The following is a 22,319-nucleotide window of genomic DNA, read 5'->3' on the forward strand; positions in this document are numbered from 1 at the left end:
TGGTTACCATTGATTTACAATTATATAACTCTTTCAAAAAAATGAAAAATCAATCACAGACATTGTTTCAAAAAGATTTGGTGAACGAAGCGATCAGACAGTCCTTCGTCAAGCTGAATCCGAAAATCATGTTTAAAAATCCCGTGATGTTCCTGGTAGAGGTCGGAACTGTTGTGATGTTCATCGTAAGTCTTTTCAGTCTTACAGGAGACAAATCGCAGGGAAGCTTTGCTTATAACTTTACGGTATTCATTATCTTATTTTTCACCGTTCTCTTCGCGAATTTTGCAGAAGCCATTGCAGAAGCCAGAGGAAAAGCTCAGGCGGATACGCTCAGAAAAACACGTGAAGAAACTCCAGCCAAAGTCGTTTTGGAGAACAAACCAGGATTTCAGGTAGAAACCGTTCTGAGAATGTCTGCCGAAATGAAACTGGGTGATATTTTCCTTTGCGAAACCGGAGATCAGATCCCGATGGACGGAGAAATCATCGAAGGACTTGCTACCATTGATGAATCTGCGATCACCGGAGAAAGTGCACCTGTTATCCGTGAATCCGGAGGGGACAAAAGTTCTGTAACCGGAGGTACAAAGGTTCTTTCAGACAGAATAAAAGTAAAAGTGACCACCAAACCTGGAGAGTCCTTTTTAGATAAAATGATTGCACTTGTAGAAGGAGCATCAAGACAGAAAACACCTAATGAAATCGCATTAACTATACTTTTGGCAGGATTTACCCTGACCTTTATTATCGTAACACTCACTTTAAAACCTTTTGCAGACTACGCGCAGACTCCCATTACTATTGCGGCATTTATATCACTTTTCGTTTGTTTGATTCCCACAACCATTGGAGGTCTGCTTTCTGCAATCGGAATCGCCGGAATGGACAGAGCCCTGAGAGCGAATGTAATCACTAAAAGCGGTAAAGCCGTGGAAACTGCCGGAGATATTGATGTATTGCTTCTTGATAAAACAGGAACTATCACCATTGGAAACCGTAAAGCAACAGAATTTCACCCTGCAGACGGAATCAGACTGCCGGACTTTATTAAAGCTTCTGCGTTAAGTTCAGTAGCGGATGAAACGCCGGAAGGAAAATCCATTATAGAACTAAGCCAGCTGAAATCAGAAGACCTTCTTGTTCCCAACCCGGTCTACATTGATTTCTCGGCGGAAACCAGAACCTCAGGAATTGATTTTGAAGACACAAGGATCAGAAAAGGAGCTTATGACACGATAAAAAAACTGACTGAAAAAGCCGGGAACATCTTCCCTAAAGAAACCCAGGACGCCGTTACCAAAATTTCTGAAAACGGAGGAACTCCTCTTGTGGTAAGCGTTAATGAAAAAGTCTGGGGCGTCATCGAACTTCAGGATATCATTAAAACAGGAATTCAGGAACGTTTCCAGAGACTGAGAAAAATGGGGGTGAAAACGGTGATGGTAACCGGAGATAATCCTCTGACTGCAAAATTCATTGCAGAAAAGGCAGGCGTAGATGATTTCATTGCCGAAGCCAAGCCTGAAGACAAAATGAACTACATTAAAAAAGAGCAGCAGGAAGGAAAGCTGGTCGCCATGATGGGAGACGGAACGAATGACGCGCCGGCACTGGCTCAGGCCGATGTGGGGGTAGCGATGAACAGCGGAACACAGGCTGCAAAAGAAGCCGGTAACATGGTAGACCTTGACAATGACCCTACGAAACTGATCGAGATCGTGGAGATTGGGAAACAGCTGCTGATGACCCGTGGAACACTGACGACTTTCAGTATTGCGAATGACGTTGCTAAATATTTTGCCATTATTCCGGCACTGTTTATCACCTTCATTCCTTCACTTCAAAAGTTGAATATTATGAATCTTCACAGCCCGGAAACAGCTATCTTATCAGCCGTTATTTTCAATGCCGTGATCATTCCTTTCCTTATTCCATTAGCGTTAAAAGGAGTTGCCTATAAACCGATTGGTGCCAGTGCGCTCTTAAGAAGAAACCTTTTAATCTATGGTTTGGGTGGTGTTATTGTTCCGTTTATCGGGATCAAAATCATCGATTTAGTGATCAGTTTATTCTATTAAAATTAAAAAAATGAAAAATCATATTGTTGCAGCATTCAGACTGACTTTTGTAATGCTGGCTATCGTAGGAATTTATCTGCTTATCGTATACGCAGGCTCAAAAATATTGCCTACGAAGGGAAATGCAGAGATCATTACCCAAAACGGACAGAAATTCTACGCCAATATCGGGCAGGAATTTAAATCTGAAAAATATTTCCAGGGACGTCCTTCAGCTGTTGATTATAATGCCGCAGGAAGCGCAGGAAGTAATAAAGGCCCAAGCAATGAAGAATACCTGCAAATCGTACAGAAAAGGATAGATACCTTAAAGATGATCCATCCGGGAATGGGAAATACAAAAGTTCCTGTGGAATTGGTAACAGCCAGTGGAAGCGGCCTGGATCCGGATATTTCTGAAGAAGGAGCTTTGTATCAGGTCAAGAAAATTGCAGCAGTCAGAAATCTTTCTGAAGAAAAAGTAAGAAATTTAGTAAAAAACCAAACAGAAAAACCGTTTTTAGGACTTCTAGGTCCGTCAAAAATAAATGTACTGAAGCTTAATATCGCTTTGGATCAATTAAAATAATCTAGCCATCACCGTGAAAAAATATATCATTACGAGTGCCGTATTATTTGGGATCTTTTTCCCGAAAGCACAATCATCAGATTCATTAAAAACAGAAAATAAAGTGACTTTTTCTGCCTATGCAGAACTTTTCTACACGTATGACTTTAATGAGCCTGCCAATCATCTCCGTCAGAATTTTTTATATTCCTACAACAGACATAATGAGGTCAATCTCAATTTAGGATTGATAAAAGCAAATTATCAGAGTGAAAATCTCCGCGCCAATGTAGCTTTAATGGCCGGAACCTACGCGCAGGACAATATGGCTGCCGAGCAGGATGCACTGCGCTACGTCAACGAAGCGAATATCGGGATCAGAATTTCAAAAACCAAAAATCTGTGGATCGATGCAGGGATTATGCCTTCCCACATCGGTTGGGAAAGTGCCATAGGAAAAGATAATGTGAATCTCACCAGAAGTTTTGCCGCAGAAAACTCACCGTATTTCGAAACGGGAGCAAAGGTTTCTTACACTTCAGACAATGGAAAATGGTTTTTAAGCGGATTGGTGCTTAATGGCTGGCAGCGTATTGCAAAACCGGAAGGTAACCAGACGATTTCATTCGGGCACCAGGTGACCTACAAACCGACAGAAAAAATTACGCTGAATAGCAGTTCATTCATCGGAAACGACAAATCAAAAGCTGAAAAAAGGATGCGGTATTTCCATGATCTTTACGGAAATTTTCAGTTGACAGATCGATTCTCAGCATTGCTTGGGTTCGATATCGGGGCTGAACAGAAAGAGAAAGGGAGCAGCAGCTATAACATCTGGTATACTCCCAATGTGTTAATGAAATATCAGCTTGATAGCAAGTGGGCGCTGGCAGGAAGAGTTGAATATTACAATGATAAAAACGGCGTGATCATTAGCACCAAAACGCCCAATGGTTTCCAAACCTTTGGATATTCTCTGAATGTTGATTATGCCATTCTGAAGAATGTGGTTTTCCGTACAGAAGCGAGAGGATTTACGTCTAAAGATGCCATTTTTGTGAAAAACGGAGAGATGAAGCAGGGGAATTTCTTTATCACGACAAGTTTGGCTGCCTGGTTTTAGAAAGTGAAAATTAATTAACCACAAAGTGACAAAAGTTTTTAGCACTTAAGTTATTTTGAAGTTTAAATACATTGTGAAAAGAAGATCACATAAGTTTTAAAAAAATCAAAAATTTTTATATTGAATAATAGGAGTAAACAATGTTGAAGTAAAATTGGAGAAACGCAAAGGCGCAAAGCTTTATTTAAACGCGTTTTTAAGACGCAAGAAAATCAAAGATTTTAAGAACGGGTGACGAGGAGATTGCTTCGTCGCTATGCTCCTCGCAATGACAGCAGCATTAAATTGTATCGGAGATAAAATCCTGGCGTATTAAAACATTCGAATTAGAAAAAAACTTACGTCTTTGCGATCACCAACAAATTACGTAAACATCTGTGAAAATCTGTGTAATCCGTGTGATCTGCGGGAGATAAAAAAACATCAACAAGATAGTTCAGCGAAATATTTTATACAGAATAATCGTAACTTACTTATAAAGTCTAAAGCGGTGGAAAATAAACCTTTTGTGCCTTTTGTATTAAAAAAAATAAAGCAAAAAAAATCAATGTCATCAGCAAAACATTTTTTAGAATTGATCCAGAAATCCCGGAAAGGAAAATTCAAGATCTATATCGGGATGAGCGCAGGGGTGGGTAAAACGTTCCGTATGCTTCAGGAGGCGCAGTCTCTGCTGCGTAACGGCATTGATGTGAAAATCGGTTATGTAGAAACCCATGACCGTGAGGAAACCGTTGCTCTTACCAACGGAATTCCTGAAATACCGAGAAGGTCAGTTTTCTATAAGGGTAAAAACCTGGAAGAAATGGATCTTCAGACCATTATCAATGAACATCCGGAGGTCGTTCTCGTAGATGAATTGGCCCACACCAATGTTGAAGGTTCCAAAAATAAAAAAAGATGGCAGGATGTGCTGGAAATCCTTGATAACGGGATCAATGTCATCAGTGCCATGAACATCCAGCATATCGAAAGCCTGAATGAAGAGGTGAAAAATATTACAGGAATAGAAGTTGCTGAACGTGTTCCTGATAAAATTCTGGGTCTTGCCGATGAGGTAGTGAATATCGACCTAACCGCCGATGAGCTGCTGACCCGTCTGAAAGAAGGGAAAATCTACAAAAAAGAGAAAATCCAGACGGCGCTTACCAATTTCTTTCAGAGCGGACATATCCTGCAGCTCCGGGAGCTTGCCTTAAAAGAAGTGGCTGCCCATGTAGAAAGAAAGGTAGAAACAGAGATTAAAACAGAAAATTTTAAACCCATAAAATTTCTGGCGTGCATCAGCAGTAATGAAAAGATTGCTAAAAATATCATCAGGAAAACAGCCCGTCTGGCGAGTTATTATAACAGCCAGTGGACGGTTCTGTATGTTCAAAAGCCATCAGAGAATCCCGAAAAAATTGCCCTAGACAAACAGCGGTATTTGATTAATAATTTTAATTTAGCACAGGAATTGGGAGCAAAAGTGGTCCGGGTAAAAGAAAACAGCGTCCATAAAGGAATTCTGGATTATGTGATTGCCCATAATATCACCACGGTCTGCATCGGAAAACCCCACGCAGAGCTCTGGCAGCGTCTTTCAGGCTATAGCTGGATTTACACGCTGATGAACAGGCTGAATGAAAGGCAGATAGATATTATTATTTTATCTTAGAAGTAATGAAACTTAAAACAAAACTCACCCTAGGCGTAGGTCTTTTATTTTTACTCATTGTACTCATGTCAGTGATCGGATCCGTCTATATCAATAAACTGAAATCGGATACGGAAAAGATCCTTACGGCCAATTACAACAGTCTGGAATTTTCCAAAAACATGTTGCTGGCACTGGATAAAATAAGCACAGACAGCGCTATTGCCGTTAATGATTTTCAGAAAAACAATAAGCTGCAGGAGAAAAACCTTACTGAATTTGGTGAGAAGGAAGCCACTCAAAGTCTGAATCTTCATTTCAACAGTTACCTGAAACAATCTTCTCCGGAAAAGGAAAAACTGATCCGTGAAGACCTCGCGAAAATCATGTCCCTGAATATGAAAGGGATTGAAAGAAAAAGTGATATCGCCATCATCACCGCTGAAAATGCCACTTTCTGGATTGTAAGTCTGGGAACGGTGTGTTTTCTGATCGCTTTTATCCTGCTTTTTAATTTGCCACAAACTATTGCAGAACCTATCAACCAGCTTACCTTCGGTATCCGGCAGATTGCTGCTAAAAATTACAGTGAAAGGGTTCATTTCAAAGGGAGTGAGGAATTCAACAGTCTTGCGGATTCTTTCAATACCATGGCGGAAAAGCTCCAGGAGTATGAAAGCAGCAGTCTTTCCAAACAGTTGATGGATAAAAAACGGATTGAAACACTGGTGAACAATATGCATGATGCAGTGATCGGATTGGATGAAAACCACTTTATCTACATGATCAATGATGAAGCTTTGAAAATCACCAATCTCCATAAAGAAGAAATCATTGGGAAAACGGTTCATGAAGTCGCTGTTAATAATGATCTGATACGCGAATTGCTTAAGAATATTGATCATCCGGTAAAAGAACCGATCAAGATTGTTCGTGATAATAAAGAAAACTATTTTGAACAGGATATTATCCCTATCAATATTGTAAAAACGGGTGAAAAGGAGACCAAATATATCGGAAAAGTGATTCTTCTCCGCAATATTACCCCTTTTAAAGAACTTGATTTTGCTAAAACCAATTTCATAGCTACGATTTCTCACGAGCTTAAAACTCCGATTTCTGCCATAAAAATGGGAGTACAGCTACTTGGAAACCAAAAATTCGGAGAGTTGAATGACCAGCAGAAAGAACTGCTGAAAAGTATCAATGATGATGGTCAAAGACTATTGAATATCACCGGGGAATTACTGAATCTTTCGCAGGTAGAAACCGGAAACATTCGCCTGACCGTTGAAAAATGTTCTCCAAAAGAAGTGGTACAGGCTGCCGTAAAAAATGTTGAAAAGCTGGCAGAACAGAAGAATATTCTCATCAATACCGAATATCTGATTGGCGATAATGATTTCGTTACGGCCGATTTCGACAAAACAGTCTGGGTGATGAATAATTTTCTTACCAATGCGGTCAAACATTCTTTTCAGGACGAGAATATCAATATCACGGTAGAAAAACAGGATTCAATGATTCAGTTCAGTATTACCGATACCGGAAGTGGGATTGATGAAAAGTACCACCGCCAGATCTTCGACCGCTATTTTCAGGTTCCGGGAAAGCATCAGAACGGAACAGGGCTGGGACTGGCTATTTCCAAAAATTTTATAGAAAAACAAAACGGCGAAATAGGAGTGAACAGTTCTCCCAATCAGGGAAGTACTTTTTATTTCAGGCTGCCGGTGGCATAATGTTTAAGCGGATATTTTTAATATATTTGAACATTAAAATTAAAGACGATAATAGACCTGATTGATACGAGTATGAGAGAAATTCATTTTTATTCAAGTAAAATTGTAAGTTCTATCATGTTTGTCTTTTCTGCTTTATTTACCTATAATTTTATATTTATGGATATGGGCCGCTATAGTCTTTTTAAAGTAATTATGTTTAATCTGGGTTTTGTATTGTTTCTTTTTGGTCTTATTTATTCCCTTATTTTATTGATTCGTAGAAAACCCTTGCTTACGATTACTGATAAGCAGATTATTATTTATGGCGTGTTGGAAAAACGGACGCTAGTAGATTTTAAAGATATTAAATCCTTTTATATATCAAATACAACTCATCGGGGAATTAAAACGACTGAAAGTATTTTTATCGTTCTAAAACCAGATGAAAACAAGAAATCAGATAAACTTTCATTTTATTTCCATCAGGCCATAAAGGTTGATATTTTAAATGTCAAAACAAGAGTTTTACTGGAACTTTTGAATTCGAGGCTTGAAACTTTTAATGATGTGAAGAAATTTGGTTCTGGCGAAATCGTTTAAATTTGAATTAAAATTACACAAGATGAATACATCAGATCTGAAAGCTGATTTGATTAACAGAATCAGTCAGTTAAAAGAAAAAAGAATTATGGATGAGGTTCAAAAACTGTTAGATTTTGAATTAAATGAAAACGAACATATTCTTACTGAACCTCAAAAAACCAGAATTGCTGAGGCACAGGCAGAATACAAAAGTTCAGCCTGTCTTACAGAGGATAAAGCCAATCAGGATATTGAAGAATGGCTGGGAGGAAAGTAACCCAAAAAACATTAATTTAATAGTCAACAATGTTTGATCATATCTTCGATTACTTCCTTCCCATCTGTATTGCATCTCTGGTCATACCGGCAATATTTTTTTATTTTCAGAAGAAAAAAATAATCACGAAATACAGACAGCCGGATTCCAGTGAATTGAAAAATATTAGTGGAAAGAGGTTTTTTACGTAAAAGTTTTCGCTTTTGTACTTTTCATATTCTGCTGAATCAAAACTCTGTTTTTTTATTTCCGGCCGACTTCTATTTTATTCCCAGCCGTTTTATTAATCTGAACTTTAATTCCGATAAGAGAAATACGAAAAGCCCTACGTTACTGAGAGAGTTCAGTTTCAATAATGATTCTGTTGTTTTAGTATCTTACCCTGATTTTCTGGTAAATGGGAAACGGACAATTTATTTACAGGATCTTACACCTGACCAGATCAAACTTTTCCAGGAAGCTTTAAAGAATAGAATGGTATCTGTTCGACATTAACAAAATTCCTTTAAATTTACAGAGTAACAAAACCATTCCATGAAAAGCCTCATCAGTCTGTTAGTACTTCTGTTCTTTTTCTGTTCCTATTCTCAGGTTTCCAAAAGAACGGCCGCGATTATCCAACCCCTTGAAAAAACAAGATTATTCTATGCAAGTGATGACAAAGACATAAAAAAGATAGAAGAATTACTGTTTAAAGAAGCGAGTTTGGAAGAACTTGTCTACTTAGCAGAGAAAGGCAAAAATGTTTATATAAAAGCAGCAGCCATTGATGTTTTGGCCAATAAAAAAGAGGGCGGAAAAATGCTGGATGCGTTTAAGAAAAATCTTCATTCAAAGGAGAAATTAGATTATAGAGGAGGGTGTATTGTAAGTGAACATCTTTTATCTGCATATGTTTTTGAATCAGTTTCTGTAGGTGATAATTTTTCAGAAAAAGAACAAGAGAATCTTCACCGCGAAATGGTATCAATTACTCTGAATGCCCAACCTGTTAATGCGGAGCTTCTGGAAACTCTGGCCTTTGATTTGCCGCTGGATAATGATAGCTACACTAAAATAAGGAAGCTGGTAATAGATACAAAGTCACCCATACTGCTTGTGAATCTTGCAAAATATAAAAATCCTAATGATATAGATCTGATCAAAAGCTTTGGAAAACAGGCTTATCCAGCCATTGAAGAATTTCCGGATCCGGCGTTTCTGCCAATGATGAAGGAACATATTACTGATTCTTCTCATTTTGCCTTCATGTTTGCATTATCTGAATTCTGCGGTGAAGAGGCTAAAGAAATAGTGATTAAAGCCATTGAATACAATAAGAAAATCAATAAGGAAAAGGATTGTGGTGGCAATTGCCTGGCTTTCCTCTATCAGCAGATTTCTATAAAAAAATGTACGCTGTATGATGCTGCACTGGCTGATCTTTGGGTAACGGATAAGATCATTTCTTTTGATATTCTGGATGCCTATGAAAAAACACACACCCAAAAAGAAACCGCAAAATTTCTGCTGGATGGATTTTTGAAACCCGGACAAGCCGAAGTTATTGCGGTGAATGCATACGATATGGATCATATGGAGGATGATGTATCCGGTGAAATGACTTTTGACAATAATCTAAGGCTTGTTACACTGCTGGAAAAAACAAAAAAGATCTCGAGGGAAACTTATGAAAAGGGAGTGAGAAATTCTCTTCAGTATCTGGATGATCTTGATCTTTACCGTTTCATCTCTAAACTGAAAGATAATGAGGCCGTACTTCAGCATAAGGATGTTCTGCTGGACAGGGTTAGAAATAATGAAAATGCTTATGGTGCTCTCACGATCATGGATGGTCTGAAAATGCTCAAAGATGAAAAGCTTTTTACTGAAGGGGCCGCTATTATTGTCAGCAGAAAAAAAGAGTTTAACAAGTTCCCGGTATGGGAAAGAGAGTATAGAAATTTTATCAAAGAAAATAACATCAAAGAATAGTTGAGCTATGAATACGATAAAAATCTTTTTGGTCATTCTGTTTTGTATCCTGTTGCATACACAGATGTCAGGACAGGCTTTTAAGCTGGAAGAGCTTGCCGGATTCAATAAGCTTGATATGGCCGGCTTTAAAGCAGAAATTAAAAAGCATAAATATACATTCTACGACAAAACGGAAAGTCCTGTATTCATTCTGTTCGAATATGACAGTCCGGATTATACCCACAAGATCGGAAAATTTGAATACGCCGAGGATAAATCTCAGGACAATATAGAGTTTCAGTTCAAGGATAAAAAAGAACATGATGCCTATATCAAAACAATTCTCAAGGCGGGCTATAAACAGACTGAAAAAGGGAAGATCCTTACCGGCGAAATCTATTTAGATTACTATAAAAATAAGGCACAGATCAGAATGGTTTATCCTAAAACCTCAAAGGATAACTACACCATTTTGGTTTTCAAATAAAAAGGTTTTATCAGGATTAAAACTAAAAAAGCTATGCTGGGATTCTTTATTTATGTACTGCTGGTTTTCGCTGCAGCGAATTTGTATTATTTCTTATTTTCAGATAATCCAAGCTGGAAAAGGATGATGCTGTATGTAGTGCTTCCTTTCTCAGCTTTTCTTTTGGTGACCGCAGTATTTTTAAGTCTTATAGATTCTGATGATCTGGTACGTAATACCGGAGATTTTTTTACATTTCTATTATTTTCCAATGTTTTACTCGTTGCCTTTGCTTTTTTTCTTTTAGCCATTCATAATACGGTTGCAGGAATGTTTTCTTCTGCTAAAAACTATGGAACTTACGTCTTTGTATTTACCATTGCTGCATTTTTTGGATGTCCTTTGCTTGTTTTTGTTTTATACGTCTTGGTATCACTTATTTTTGGATTAGGATCATAGAAACAAAAAGAGCTGTGAAAAAAATTCACAGCCCTTAAGGATATAAAAAAGATTATTAGTTTAATTTTTAATGAATTTCTGAACCATTGTCTTGTCTTTGCTAGACAGTTTAATGATATAGCTTCCTTTAGCCAGTTCAGAAACTTGTACAGCATTACCTTTTACACTTGTGGTAGTCAGAATTCTTCCGGCTGCATCATAAATTTCAGCCTTGATGATCTCAGCATCGGATTTGATGTGGAGAACATCCTGTACCGGATTAGGATAAATGCTTAGATTTTCCTTACCAGTTATAGATTCTGCGGTAGCTAATATACCTCTCACAGCAGTGGTATAGGTATTGGTGATGATCGGTGCGTTGTAATCAAAATAAATGCTCGCCGTATTGCTGAATACGTCACCCAATGTCAAAGTAGATTTTGTTTTGATTTTGAAAGAGATATAACCGTCATTGTTGGCATCATCAAACGGCAGCTGTATATTTTGAAATATAAATTCTGTAGTATTGGCTCCGGACATTCTCGTTACAAAACTATGGCTTCCGCTTAATGGCGTTAATGTAGAGATGTCAAATTTTGAAGCGTCAATCACGTCTTTCACCACGATGTTTCTTGCATTGGCCGTACCGTTATTTTCAAATCGGATCAGATAATGAACATAATCTCCCACTTGAGTCTGTGCGATCATGGTTCCTTCAAGACAGGTTTTATCATTCGGATCTAAAGAATTCACTACCGTCTGGTTCAGAGTAAACGTATTGTCAGCAGGCGTATCATCCGGAGCTCCGTTGATCTGCACAGTATAATGCAGGATATCACCATCATTTAGAGGCGGAGTATCGGTAGGCGTATTCATTTCAAATTTAGCTTTGATTTCTCTTGTTTCAAAAGGAAGAAGACCTGTAAAATTCCAGCTCAGACTTCCGGTGGATTGGGAATTTGGGGTTACTGTAGAATTCATAAAATCCATAACGTTGTCATTGAAACTTAATCCAATCGTTCCGGACTGCATGGTTGTTCCTTTATTTTTGAAAACGATTTTATAATCCGATTCAAATCCTGGTACTGCAGAATCAAGAGGGATAATGACAATTTCAAGATCAGGGTGTGAACCATTGGCCGTGATACAGAAATCGCTGGTCAACGGACTTGCCTGTGCCGGGAAATTAGCCGTGGAAGACGCCGGAGAAATATTAAAGTAAGCCGGGTTTTCAAGAACAGGTGTCAGGGTATATAATCCCGCAGGTACCGGAATCGAGTAGTTACCGGAATGATCTCCAATAATACTTCCCGTAGTTCCGCCTCCGGAAATATTGAATTTCTGAAATGCTTTATTTAAGTCTGCCGGATCACATCCGTTTCCGTTAAGATCGTATTTTGTATTTCCTTTAACGGTATAAAATGTACCGCCCGGAGTGAACGAGCAGTAAGAGTTTACCGTCACATTATTGTATCCGTTCGTAGCATTTTGGCTGATGATATTACTCATTTCTGAATCATCACAGCAGATATAGCTTAAATTGGGGTTGTTTTGATAACTTCCGCTTGTAAGTCTTCCGTTTTTTATAAACAGGCTCTGTAAATTGTTGTTAGGAACATTGAGCGAATTCAGGGCTGTGTTGTGGCTTACGTCAAGAGAAGTCAACTGGTTGTTATTCAGGAAAAGTGTATTCAGTAAAGGCACAACCGAAAGATCGATGGTTGTAAGCTGGTTGTTGAGAATCCTCAGATAATTTAAAATCGGACTCTGACTTAAATTAATCGTAGAAAGACTGTTATAACTGGCTTCCAGTGTTTTTAATTTAGGCGTATTCTGAAGATTAAGGGAGGTAAGCTGGTTAGCTGAGCATACAACGTCTTCAAGCTTTGTTAAATTACTTAAATCAAGACTTGTTAATGAATTTCCTGAAATATTAAGACGATACAGATCAACCAGCGAACTTAGATTAATACTGGAGATGTCATTGTAACTGCAAAGCAAAAATTTCATCGTGGTACTGCCTGCGAAATTGATGGTTTGTACCTTTCCTCCCGTACATGTCAGGATATTCATTTTCGGAAGATTTGAAATATCGAGATTCACAATTTTAGCATTGGATACATTAATGTTTTGAAGCAGGGGGCAACCGGTAAAATTGGCTGCAGTCATATTGACGTTGTCTGTAAAGCTTACCAGGGCAAGCTTTGGCATGCCACTCACATCTACAGAAAGAAGATTCGAACAGTCAGATACTTCCAGATATTCCAGATTGGTGAATGATTTTACACCTTCTATCGACGAAATCTGAAATGTAGCGTTGTTGTTTGAGTGGTATATATTAATATTCCGGATGTTGGCCGCTTCAGAAACTTGTATTTCGCCATCATTATTGGTGTCGATATTGATCCATTGGCCGGCCAGATTCTGGGTGATTTCGTTGGTGGCATTTCCCGAAAGCAGTTTAGCCTTAAAAACAGGATCGGGAATGTTGACAATCTGCGCAACGACAGATAAATGTGCAATGAATAGCACAAAAAAGTAGATTTTTTTCATGGTTTGGTGATATTAGTGGTGTAAATATATAAAAAATTATATTATTAAAAATAATTACTTTTTAGTTTTTAATTGTTCGTATAATATTGTTTTTGTTAATTATTGTTTAATTAATTTATTTAAATGTTAGTTTAGTATTAATTTTATTTTTTATCATTACCGGTAAGCTGACACAGTAAAACATGAAAAAAAGCTGTGAGGATCTCACAGCTTTTAAGGTTTTATATAGATAACTATTTTATGCTTTAATAAACTTAAGCGTCAGTGTTTTATTTTTTGTAGAGACTTTTATGATGTAATTTCCTTTTGCCAGATCAGAAACATTCACAGAATTGTTTTTTACTCCTGTGGTATTTAAAATTCTTCCGGCTGTATCATAGATTTCAGCCTTAATAACCTCATCTTTAGACTGGATATAAAGCATATCTTTTACAGGATTAGGATAAATACTGAAATCGTTTTTGTTGGTATTCACCTCAGATGTTGCCAGTACGGTTTGTACTGAAGTGGTATACGTATTGGTGACGATAGGAGCGTTATAGTCAAAATAAATTCTGGCTGTATTGCTGAAGCTGTCTCCTGCTGCTAAAGTAGATTTTGTCTTTATTTTAAATGAAATATAGCCGTCATTGTTGGCATCATCAAAAGGAAGCTGAATATTTTCAAAAATAAATTCCGCCGTATTGGTTCCCGAAATTTTGGTAACAAAGCTATGGCTTCCGCTTAATGGAACCAGCGTAGACAGATCAAATTTGGATGTATCAATATCATCTTTTACAACAATATTTTTGGCATTGGCAGTACCGTTGTTTTCGAATCGGATCAGATAATGAACATAATCTCCAGCCTGAGCCTGTGCAATGGATGCGCCTTCCAGACAGGTTTTATCATTAGGGTCAAAAGAATTGACAACCGTCTGATTCAATGTAAACGTGTTATCTGCAGGAGTTTCATCTGCAACCCCGTTGATCTGGGCCGTGTAGTGAAGCACATCACCCATATTTAAAGAAGGGGTCTGTGTTGATGTATTCAATGTAAACTTAGCTTTAATTTCTCTCGATTCAAAAGGAAGAAGATTCGTAAAATTCCAGTTTAAAACTCCAGTAGATTGAGAATTGGGAGCTGTAGTTGCACTTACAAAATTCATCAGGGCATCATTGAAATTGAACACTACATTTCCTGACTGTGTTCCGGTTCCTTTGTTTTTGAAAACAATTTTATAATCTGCATCAAACCCCGGAACCGCAATATCTGTTGGAATGATTACAATTTCAAGATCCGGATGATTGCCGTTGGCCGTCATGCAGAAATTCTGTGTTAGTGGACTTGTTTGCGCAGGGAAATTAGCTGTTAAACTTGTTGGCGAGATATTAAAATAAGTCGGATTTTCAAGAACCGGGCTGATGGTATGGGCTCCGGCTTGTACTGGAATTGAATAATTTCCCGAACTGTTAGCCGTTATACTTCCTGAAATACTTCCGCTGGTAATATTGAATTTTTGGAATGCCTTGTTGAGATCATTCACATCACAGCCATTACTGTTACTGTCAAATTTTGTATTTCCTGAGATCGTGTAAAAAGCTCCACCCGGAGTAAATGAACAGTATGAATTCACAACACACGAAGTGGTAGAAGGCAATAAAGCATTGACGTTGGAAATTTCAGAATCATCCGCACAGATATACGCAAGATTGGGTGTGCTGGAAATAGTAGAATTATTATTTTGTGTAAAGTTATTGATGCCGTTTTTAATAAACAACGACTTAAGATTAGGATTCACATCGCAGCCAAAAATTTTCAAATCTGTATTCTGGGATAAATCGATACTTATAAACTTGTTGTAGGTACAGTTCAGTGTTTCAAGTTTTGGAAAAGTACCGAAATTGAGTGTTATAAATTGATTACCCGCAATACTCAGAAATTTTAGATTAGGCGTCTGGCCTGAAGGCAGGGTTTGCAGCTTATTGGAGGTTAAAGATAGGTTGTTGAGATTCGTATTATTATTTAAAGATAGATTAGCAAGTTGGCACTGCGTCATATCCACTTCATATAAATTGGTCAGCCCCGATAGATCAATAGACGGTATGTTGCTGAAAAAAATATCCAGATCATATAACTGGCTGCAACCCTGAAGATTTACAGATGATAAAACATAGCATCTGCTGAGATCAAGTTTATACAAGGATGTACTATTGCTCAGATCGATGGTTTGTAATAAAGGAAAACTATCAATATAGAGATCTGTAAGATTGGTAAAGCTTTTTATCCCTGCTATAGAAACTACATTATTAAAATTGGAGGAATAATTGGGCATATCATATAAATCAAAACGCAGTTTACTGATATTGGCAGCTTCAGATAATTGAATTTCGCCGTCATGATTGGTGTCAATAATCGTATTATTACCCATGAGGTCTTTGGCCAGATAAGGCATATTAGCGACCAGTAAACTTTTAAAATTGGCATCAGGAATATTCACAATCTGCGCCTGAAACAAAGAAAGGATCATCATACAGATGACGAAATAGATTTTTTTCATGAATTAGTCTTATTTAATTTATTATTCTTTTCTTGGTGAAAAAGAGCAAAATTAAACCATTGAAATCTAATCTCAATGGTTTAATTACAATTTGTTAAAGATATTACTGTTTCTCTATAAGATTCAAAAATTCCTGTTCATCCAGAATCGTAATGGTTCCGATATCCTGAGCCTTTTTCAGCTTGCTTCCGGCCTTTTCTCCAACCACCAGGAAGTTGAGGTTTTTAGACACTGCAGAAATATTTTTTCCACCGTGCTTTTCCACCATTTCTTCTGCAGATTCTCTCGTAAATAATGATAATTTTCCTGTAAAAAGGAATGTTTTTCCTTCCAGAACATTAGATAAAACCTCATTCGTACTTTCGCCTTTTTGAAGCTGTACTCCGTAAGACTTCAGACGTTCGATCATCAGAATGTTTTCCGGATTCTTGAAAAACTCCACGATGCTTACAGCGATCTTGGCTCCAATATCTTCTACCTGACAAAGCTCTTCTACTGTGGCTTCTTTCAGCTCATCAATCGTAGAAAAGTTTTTCACCAGTTTCTTGGCAACCGTTTCCCCCACATGCTTGATTCCGATGCCGTAAAGAACCTTTTCAAAAGGAATTTCCTTGGACTTTTCAATCCCTGAAATAATATTTTGTGCAGATTTTTCCGCCATTCTTTCCAGAGGAAGAATCTGTTCCTTCGTTAAAGCATAAAAGTCAGCAGGATTTTCAATTAATTTTTCTCTGTAAAGCTGCTCTATCGTTTCACTTCCTAGATTATCAATATTCAAAGCCTTTCTGGAAACATAATGAATCATTCTTCCCACCACCTGTGGCGGGCAGTGAAGTTCATTCGGACAGAAATGGATCGCCTGATCAACGATTTTCACCAGCTCTGTTCCACATTCAGGACAGTTTTTAATATATTCGATTTCTCTGCTTTCTGAAGTTCTTTTTTCAGTGTGTACGCCTACAATTTTAGGAATGATCTCACCGCCTTTTTCTACATACACAAAGTCGTGCTCATGCAGATCCAGTTTTTTAATGATATCTTCATTGTGAAGAGATGCTCTTTTAACGATGGTTCCAGCCAGTAAAACAGGTTTTAAATTAGCCACCGGAGTGATCGCTCCCGTTCTTCCTACCTGATAAGATACGCTCTGAAGCTCCGTTTCCACCTTTTCAGCTTTGAATTTATAAGCCATCGCCCATCGCGGTGATTTTGCGGTGTAGCCCAGCTGCCTCTGCTGTTGTAAAGAATTCACTTTTAAAACAATTCCATCAATTTCAAAAGGAAGATTGTGGCGTTCCGTATCCCAGAAACTGATAAATTCCTTCACTTCATCCATCGTTTTGCAGAGTTTTGCCTGCTGTGAAGTTTTAAAACCCCAGCCTTGAGCTTTCTGAAGCAGCTCCCAATGCGTTTCCGCTGGAACATCCTCGGAAATAAACTGGTAAAGTACAGAAGACAGACTTCTCTTTCTTACCTCGCCGCTATCCTGCATTTTTAAACTTCCGCTGGCCGTATTCCTAGGGTTCATAAAAGGATCTAAACCTTCCTCCTCACGCAGTTTATTAAGCTTGTCGAAATTTTTTCTTGTCAGATAAATTTCACCTCTCATAAAAAATTGAGCCGGGAAATCACCTTTCAGCGTAAGAGGAATATCTGAAATGGTTCGGACGTTGGAAGTGATCTCATCTCCCTGAAAACCGTCACCACGTGTTACCGCCTGAGCCAGTTTTCCGTTTTCATAAAGAATAGAAATGGAAGCACCGTCATATTTCAGCTCAGCAACAAATTCCACCGGGTCATTGATGGTTTTGATAATTCTTTTCTCCCAGTCTTCCAGATCGTCGAAATCATAGGAATTATCCAGGGAATACATTCTGAACTTATGCTGAATGGTAGGAAATACTTTGGTAATTCCTCCGCCTACACGTACCGTAGGTGAATTTTCGTCGTAAAATTCAGGATGTTTTGCTTCCAGATCCTGAAGCTCTTCCAGAAGCATATCAAACTCATAATCAGAGACTGTAGCTGCATCCAGAAGATAATAATTTTCATTATGCTGATGGAGCTCTTTTCGGAGCTGCTCTATCTTTTGCTGTATATTTTCAGACATTCCTTTCTATCTTTTGAGCAAAAATAGCTAAACTAATCTCATTAAAAAATACCGTAATAAAATATTATAGAAACATTAAAAAAGCGTAATATGGTTTAACGTATTGATTGATTGTATTTTAAAACACTTGTTTAAATTAATTTAACACAATGTTATGATTTAGTTGAGAATTTGTTAAAGTTCTCTTAAACACCCGGTCCGTAAAGTCAAAATACCTTTGCTCATCTAATTTGAAGAGATGAGAAAAGTAAAGATTGTACTAGGATTATTGTTTTTGGGATTTGGAACACTGGCTTATGCGCAGACTACGCAGGCTTCTATCGTGGGAAGAATTACCGGACTGGGCAGTACTGCTCAGGAAAAAGTGAAGGTAACCATCGTGAACGAGTCTACAGGGTTCAGGACGGAGACGGAAACCAATTCGAAAGGAGAATATATTTTTAAAGAAATCCCTCTGGGCGGACCTTATACGGTGATCGTGAACGAGGAGAAGAAAGAAGGATATAATGTCAATTTCGGAGACCAGGTTACGGTAAACATGAGCTTAGGGGGTGACGAGAAGCAGATAGAAGAAGTGGTAGTGACCGGAAACCTTAAAAACAAGATCGGAAACCTCGGAGCAGCTACCGCTATTTCAGCGAAGAACATCAGCATGCTCCCGGTGAACGGAAGAAATTTCACCAATCTTACCGAATTGTCCCCATTAAGCGGAAAAGGCGGAAACCTGTCCGGACAGCTGGGATCTTCCACCAACTTTACGATCGACGGGATGACGGCCAAAAACCCGACTTCTGCAGGATCTACAACCAGCCGTAGTGGCGCACCGTTTTCTATTTCGATAGAAGCTGTACGTGAATTCAAAATCACCACCAATCAGTACGACGTAACACTCGGAAGAAGTGGAGGAGGAACAGTAAGTGCCGTGACCAAATCCGGTACGAATAAATTTTCAGGAAGTGCATGGGAATACCTGAGGACAAACTGGCTTTCCAGCCCTTATGACATCAGAGGAAACAAAAGAGAGAATGATTTCTCTACGTCTCAGTTCGGTTTTTCACTGGGAGGACCGATCATTAAAAACAAATTACACTTCTTCGTGGCATGGGATCACCAGTTAGATTCAAGACCGTTGCAGATAGCCGATATCAAATCTGCGGATGATGAGAAAAGGCTTAATACAAATACACAGACGCTGAATCAGTTTCTTGATATTGCCAGAAAAAAATACGGGGTAGGAAATACGCCACAGTTTGGAAGTTTTGACAAAGTAAGAAATTCAGATGCCGGATTTTTACGTCTGGACTGGCAGATCAGTCCTAAGCATTTATTGACCTTAAGAAACAACTTTACCTACGATCTGAATAAAAACGGATTGACAGATAATACTGCGATCAATTTCTTTGAATCTTATGGCAATGATAAAAATATTGACAACAGTTTACTCTTAACCTTAAGATCAAATTTAAAACCTAACCTTACCAACGAATTAAAGGCTCAGTATCTCTATACTTTCCAGAACAGTTATCAGAATGATGAATTGGGAATGCCTGTTCCAAGAGCCATTGTAGAAAATATTGTAACCCCTGGAGTGGGAGCTACCAATATTCAGATCGGTGGACACCGTTTCGGACAGGAAAGTTTTAGAAATAATGTGATCCAGATTGTAGATAATTTATACTACAATACGGATAAGGTAAAATATACTTTCGGTGCAGACCTGATGTATACCAGTGCGAAATCAATATATGGAAGTGAGGTGAACGGAAGATTCCAGTTCAGGGAAGATCCAACACTGGGATTGGGTAATCTGTATAATTTTGATAACCTTATCGCATACAGGTTTTACAGAGAAGTACCTTTAATGGAAGACCCGTCTGTAAGATCCAATATCTGGAACATCGGTCTTTACGGGCAGTTTCAGACGAAGATCGGGGAAGGTCTTGATTTAATGGGAGGAGTAAGGTTTGACTATGGAGGATATCCGAAAGCTGAACTCAACCAAAAGCTATATGATCAGATGGGCATCAGAACAGATAATAAAATCAAATCTTTTGTGATTCAGCCTAGATTCCAGTTCGAATGGAACTTCAATGAGCAGAATAAAGATTTCCTGAAATTCGGAGCGGGAATCTTCTCTTCCGATATCAATAATTATATGATCATCAACAATCTTGTGTTTGACGGAAAACATCTGGCAACAGTAGATGTAGATCCTGCTACAGCGGGTCTTACACCGGATTTCTACCGATACAGAACCGATTACAGTTCCGTTCCTTCACTGGCCCAGTACCAGATCCCTACGATCAACTACACCGGGGAAGATGCAAAAATTCCTATCGTTTATAAAGCAAATATTTCCTACACCCACTTCTTTAACGAAAGATTCAGAGCAGGAATTGCAGGATACATGGCTTTGGGAAGAAACAATTACTTCTATTATGACCGTAATATGATGCCTGATCCTTATTTCACACTGGCTAATGAAGGCGGAAGAGGGGTTTATGTTCCGGCTGCATCGATCAACGGGACGAAAGTAGACTGGAAAGAAGGAAGAATCAATAAAAACTTTGGAAGAGTACTTGAACTTGTAAGTGATGGAAAAGTGAACCAGTACTCATTTGTGGTGGATACCAGCTACCGTTACTGGAAAGATGGGGAGATCACGGCAAGTTATACCTGGTCCGATATCAAAGACAATACCTCATACAATGGAAACGTTGCGAATTCAGCGACATTGTCCACGATGGTTCAGGGAGATCCGAGAGATTTGAGAATGACGTATTCTGATAACCAGTTCAGAAATAAGATTGTAGTGTATGGTAATTCACCTACCATCGCAGGATTTACGCTGGGAGTAAGGTATTCCGGAATCGGAGGAACGCGTTTCTCGGTAACCGCAGGTGGAAATGTTAACGGAGATTTCGTAGACACGAATGATCTTGCTTACATCTTCCCGGAAATCATTACACAACCGCTTCTCAATGATCCTGAAGTAGGACAGGCGTTGAAAGATTATGTAGAAAAATACAACAATGCCATAGCAGAACGTAACGGAGGTAAAAACGGATTCTTCGGAGTATGGGATGTTCGTGTTGCCAAAAAAATCAAGTTTGAAAAAATCGGAGCCTTTGAAATTTCTGTAGATATTTTCAACCTGGCGAATCTTCTTAACAAAGAATGGGGTGTCAATAAGTCCTATGGAAATATGGCGCTTTATAGGGCACCAAAATTCAACCAGGCTACCAAACAGTTTGAATATACTAAAAATACCAGTGGTTTAGCACCTCTTTCCGGGAATCCTTACCAGATTCAGATCGGTGCCAAATACAGTTTTTAATATGTAAACACTACCTTTATCAAACGTTTTTAAGATTTTTATCTAATTATCTAAATTGTATTATGAAAAATTTTATCTTAGGGTTAGCAGTTTTAAGTACAGTCCTAATGAAGGCACAAACCCAGATTATCGCACACAGAGGCTATTTCCAGGCACAGCCGCCTACCACGGAAAATTCTATTCAATCTTTAGAGAATGCCCAGAAATTAAAAATATACGGATCGGAATTTGATGTGAGAATGACCAAAGACGGTATTCTTGTGGTCAATCACGATGAGCATCATGGTGAAATGGAGATCTCCGAGACTTCTTTCAAAGAGCTGGAAGGATTGAAACTGTCCAATGGTGAAAAATTTCCTATGTTAAAAGATTATCTGAAGCAGGGAAAAAAAGATGTCTCTTTAAAGCTGATCGTTGAGATTAAGCCGGCTAAAACTCCGGAACTGGAAAATGAGATCACTCAGAAGACCCTTAAAATGATTAAGGAAATGAAACTGGAAGGTCAAAGTGAGTATATTTCTTTCAGCTTAAACATCTGTAAAGAGATCAAAAAACTGGAACCGAAATTCAAAGTACAGTATCTGAACGGAGAATTGTCTCCTGAGCAGATCAAAAAAGAAGGTCTTGACGGAATGGACTATCATTACAGTGTTTTCCAGAAAAACCCAACATGGATCTCTGATGCAAAAGCATTAGGCCTTATCACGAATTCCTGGACGGTCAATGATCCGGCAGTGTACGAACAGTTGAAAAATCAGGGAATCGGTTTTGTGACCACCAATATTCCTGATCAGCTGAAAAATAAATAACAGCTTTAATTCTTTAAGGATTTAAAAAAAAATCTGATATTGAAAATCACGGCCTGTCTCATTGTAGGGACAGGCTTTTTTGTCTCTTAAATTAAATTAGTTTATTGTTTATCAGTGTTTTAAATGGGTTGTGTTTTATTT

General features: G+C 38.2%; 15 protein-coding genes. 12 read left to right on the plus strand and 3 right to left on the minus strand.

What is annotated here, in order from left to right; all coding sequences use genetic code 11:
* Positions 1 to 41 precede the first annotated feature (41 nt).
* The 10 genes from kdpB to LC419_RS09425 all read left to right on the plus strand — a co-directional run bounded on the left by kdpB (position 42) and on the right by LC419_RS09425 (position 10,851).
* Positions 42 to 2,081: a potassium-transporting ATPase subunit KdpB gene (gene kdpB, locus LC419_RS09380; RefSeq protein WP_223607095.1), complete on the plus strand. Its 2,040-nt coding sequence runs from the start codon at positions 42 to 44 to the stop codon at positions 2,079 to 2,081.
* 10 nt (positions 2,082 to 2,091) lie between these two features.
* On the plus strand, positions 2,092 to 2,649 hold the full coding sequence (locus LC419_RS09385) for a potassium-transporting ATPase subunit C (protein WP_223607096.1): 558 nt from the start codon (positions 2,092 to 2,094) through the stop codon (positions 2,647 to 2,649).
* 13 nt (positions 2,650 to 2,662) lie between these two features.
* Entirely contained in the window at positions 2,663 to 3,751 is a 1,089-nt protein-coding gene (locus LC419_RS09390) for a porin (protein ID WP_223607097.1), read from the plus strand.
* A gap of 547 nt (positions 3,752 to 4,298) precedes the next feature.
* Positions 4,299 to 5,408, plus strand: coding sequence for a sensor protein KdpD (locus LC419_RS09395; protein ID WP_223607098.1), 1,110 nt, complete (start codon positions 4,299 to 4,301; stop codon positions 5,406 to 5,408).
* 5 nt (positions 5,409 to 5,413) lie between these two features.
* On the plus strand, positions 5,414 to 7,129 hold the full coding sequence (locus tag LC419_RS09400) for an ATP-binding protein (protein ID WP_223607099.1): 1,716 nt from the start codon (positions 5,414 to 5,416) through the stop codon (positions 7,127 to 7,129).
* Between the two features lie 72 nt (positions 7,130 to 7,201).
* The gene (locus tag LC419_RS09405; protein ID WP_223607100.1) at positions 7,202 to 7,711 is read left to right on the plus strand and encodes a hypothetical protein; all 510 of its coding nucleotides are present in this window, start codon (positions 7,202 to 7,204) and stop codon (positions 7,709 to 7,711) included.
* Between the two features lie 22 nt (positions 7,712 to 7,733).
* Positions 7,734 to 7,970, plus strand: coding sequence for a hypothetical protein (locus tag LC419_RS09410; RefSeq protein ID WP_223607101.1), 237 nt, complete (start codon positions 7,734 to 7,736; stop codon positions 7,968 to 7,970).
* A gap of 534 nt (positions 7,971 to 8,504) precedes the next feature.
* Entirely contained in the window at positions 8,505 to 9,944 is a 1,440-nt protein-coding gene (locus tag LC419_RS09415; protein ID WP_223607102.1) for a hypothetical protein, read from the plus strand.
* A gap of 7 nt (positions 9,945 to 9,951) precedes the next feature.
* Positions 9,952 to 10,413 carry a hypothetical protein gene (locus LC419_RS09420; protein WP_223607103.1) on the plus strand — a complete coding sequence of 154 codons (462 nt, stop codon included), beginning with the start codon at positions 9,952 to 9,954 and terminating at the stop codon, positions 10,411 to 10,413.
* A gap of 33 nt (positions 10,414 to 10,446) precedes the next feature.
* Positions 10,447 to 10,851, plus strand: a complete 405-nt coding sequence (locus LC419_RS09425) for a hypothetical protein (RefSeq protein WP_223607104.1) — start codon at positions 10,447 to 10,449, stop codon at positions 10,849 to 10,851.
* Between the two features lie 60 nt (positions 10,852 to 10,911).
* Here LC419_RS09425 and LC419_RS09430 read toward each other — a convergent pair whose 3' ends face one another.
* The 3 genes from LC419_RS09430 to ligA all read right to left on the minus strand — a co-directional run bounded on the left by LC419_RS09430 (position 10,912) and on the right by ligA (position 18,032).
* The gene (locus LC419_RS09430) at positions 10,912 to 13,383 is read right to left on the minus strand and encodes a T9SS type A sorting domain-containing protein (protein ID WP_223607105.1); all 2,472 of its coding nucleotides are present in this window, start codon (positions 13,381 to 13,383) and stop codon (positions 10,912 to 10,914) included.
* A 238-nt stretch (positions 13,384 to 13,621) separates the two neighbouring features.
* Entirely contained in the window at positions 13,622 to 15,922 is a 2,301-nt protein-coding gene (locus tag LC419_RS09435) for a T9SS type A sorting domain-containing protein (RefSeq protein ID WP_223607106.1), read from the minus strand.
* A 103-nt stretch (positions 15,923 to 16,025) separates the two neighbouring features.
* Complete coding sequence (gene ligA, locus LC419_RS09440) at positions 16,026 to 18,032, minus strand: NAD-dependent DNA ligase LigA (RefSeq protein ID WP_223607107.1); 2,007 nt, start codon at positions 18,030 to 18,032, stop codon at positions 16,026 to 16,028.
* Positions 18,033 to 18,270: 238 nt separating this feature from the next.
* Here ligA and LC419_RS09445 point away from each other — a divergent pair, with 238 nt between their 5' ends.
* A complete protein-coding gene (locus LC419_RS09445; protein WP_223607108.1) occupies positions 18,271 to 21,369 on the plus strand; it encodes a TonB-dependent receptor in 3,099 nt (1,032 codons plus the stop codon).
* A gap of 62 nt (positions 21,370 to 21,431) precedes the next feature.
* The gene (locus LC419_RS09450; RefSeq protein WP_223607109.1) at positions 21,432 to 22,178 is read left to right on the plus strand and encodes a glycerophosphodiester phosphodiesterase family protein; all 747 of its coding nucleotides are present in this window, start codon (positions 21,432 to 21,434) and stop codon (positions 22,176 to 22,178) included.
* Positions 22,179 to 22,319: the final 141 nt, after the last annotated feature.

It is taken from the genome of Chryseobacterium sp. OSA05B (genome assembly GCF_019970065.1).
Lineage (GTDB): Bacteria > Bacteroidota > Bacteroidia > Flavobacteriales > Weeksellaceae > Chryseobacterium.

What these genes read in the sequence shown, in the direction of transcription:
- kdpB (WP_223607095.1), top strand. Translation starts at nt 42, where the DNA reads ATGAAAAATCAATCACAGACATTGTTTCAAAAAGATTTGGTGAACGAA.
- LC419_RS09400 (WP_223607099.1), top strand. Translation starts at nt 5,414, where the DNA reads ATGAAACTTAAAACAAAACTCACCCTAGGCGTAGGTCTTTTATTTTTA.
- ligA (WP_223607107.1), bottom strand. Translation starts at nt 18,032, where the DNA reads ATGTCTGAAAATATACAGCAAAAGATAGAGCAGCTCCGAAAAGAGCTC.
- LC419_RS09420 (WP_223607103.1), top strand. Translation starts at nt 9,952, where the DNA reads ATGAATACGATAAAAATCTTTTTGGTCATTCTGTTTTGTATCCTGTTG.
- LC419_RS09425 (WP_223607104.1), top strand. Translation starts at nt 10,447, where the DNA reads ATGCTGGGATTCTTTATTTATGTACTGCTGGTTTTCGCTGCAGCGAAT.
- LC419_RS09385 (WP_223607096.1), top strand. Translation starts at nt 2,092, where the DNA reads ATGAAAAATCATATTGTTGCAGCATTCAGACTGACTTTTGTAATGCTG.
- LC419_RS09415 (WP_223607102.1), top strand. Translation starts at nt 8,505, where the DNA reads ATGAAAAGCCTCATCAGTCTGTTAGTACTTCTGTTCTTTTTCTGTTCC.
- LC419_RS09410 (WP_223607101.1), top strand. Translation starts at nt 7,734, where the DNA reads ATGAATACATCAGATCTGAAAGCTGATTTGATTAACAGAATCAGTCAG.
- LC419_RS09450 (WP_223607109.1), top strand. Translation starts at nt 21,432, where the DNA reads ATGAAAAATTTTATCTTAGGGTTAGCAGTTTTAAGTACAGTCCTAATG.
- LC419_RS09445 (WP_223607108.1), top strand. Translation starts at nt 18,271, where the DNA reads ATGAGAAAAGTAAAGATTGTACTAGGATTATTGTTTTTGGGATTTGGA.
- LC419_RS09435 (WP_223607106.1), bottom strand. Translation starts at nt 15,922, where the DNA reads ATGAAAAAAATCTATTTCGTCATCTGTATGATGATCCTTTCTTTGTTT.
- LC419_RS09430 (WP_223607105.1), bottom strand. Translation starts at nt 13,383, where the DNA reads ATGAAAAAAATCTACTTTTTTGTGCTATTCATTGCACATTTATCTGTC.
- LC419_RS09405 (WP_223607100.1), top strand. Translation starts at nt 7,202, where the DNA reads ATGAGAGAAATTCATTTTTATTCAAGTAAAATTGTAAGTTCTATCATG.
- LC419_RS09395 (WP_223607098.1), top strand. Translation starts at nt 4,299, where the DNA reads ATGTCATCAGCAAAACATTTTTTAGAATTGATCCAGAAATCCCGGAAA.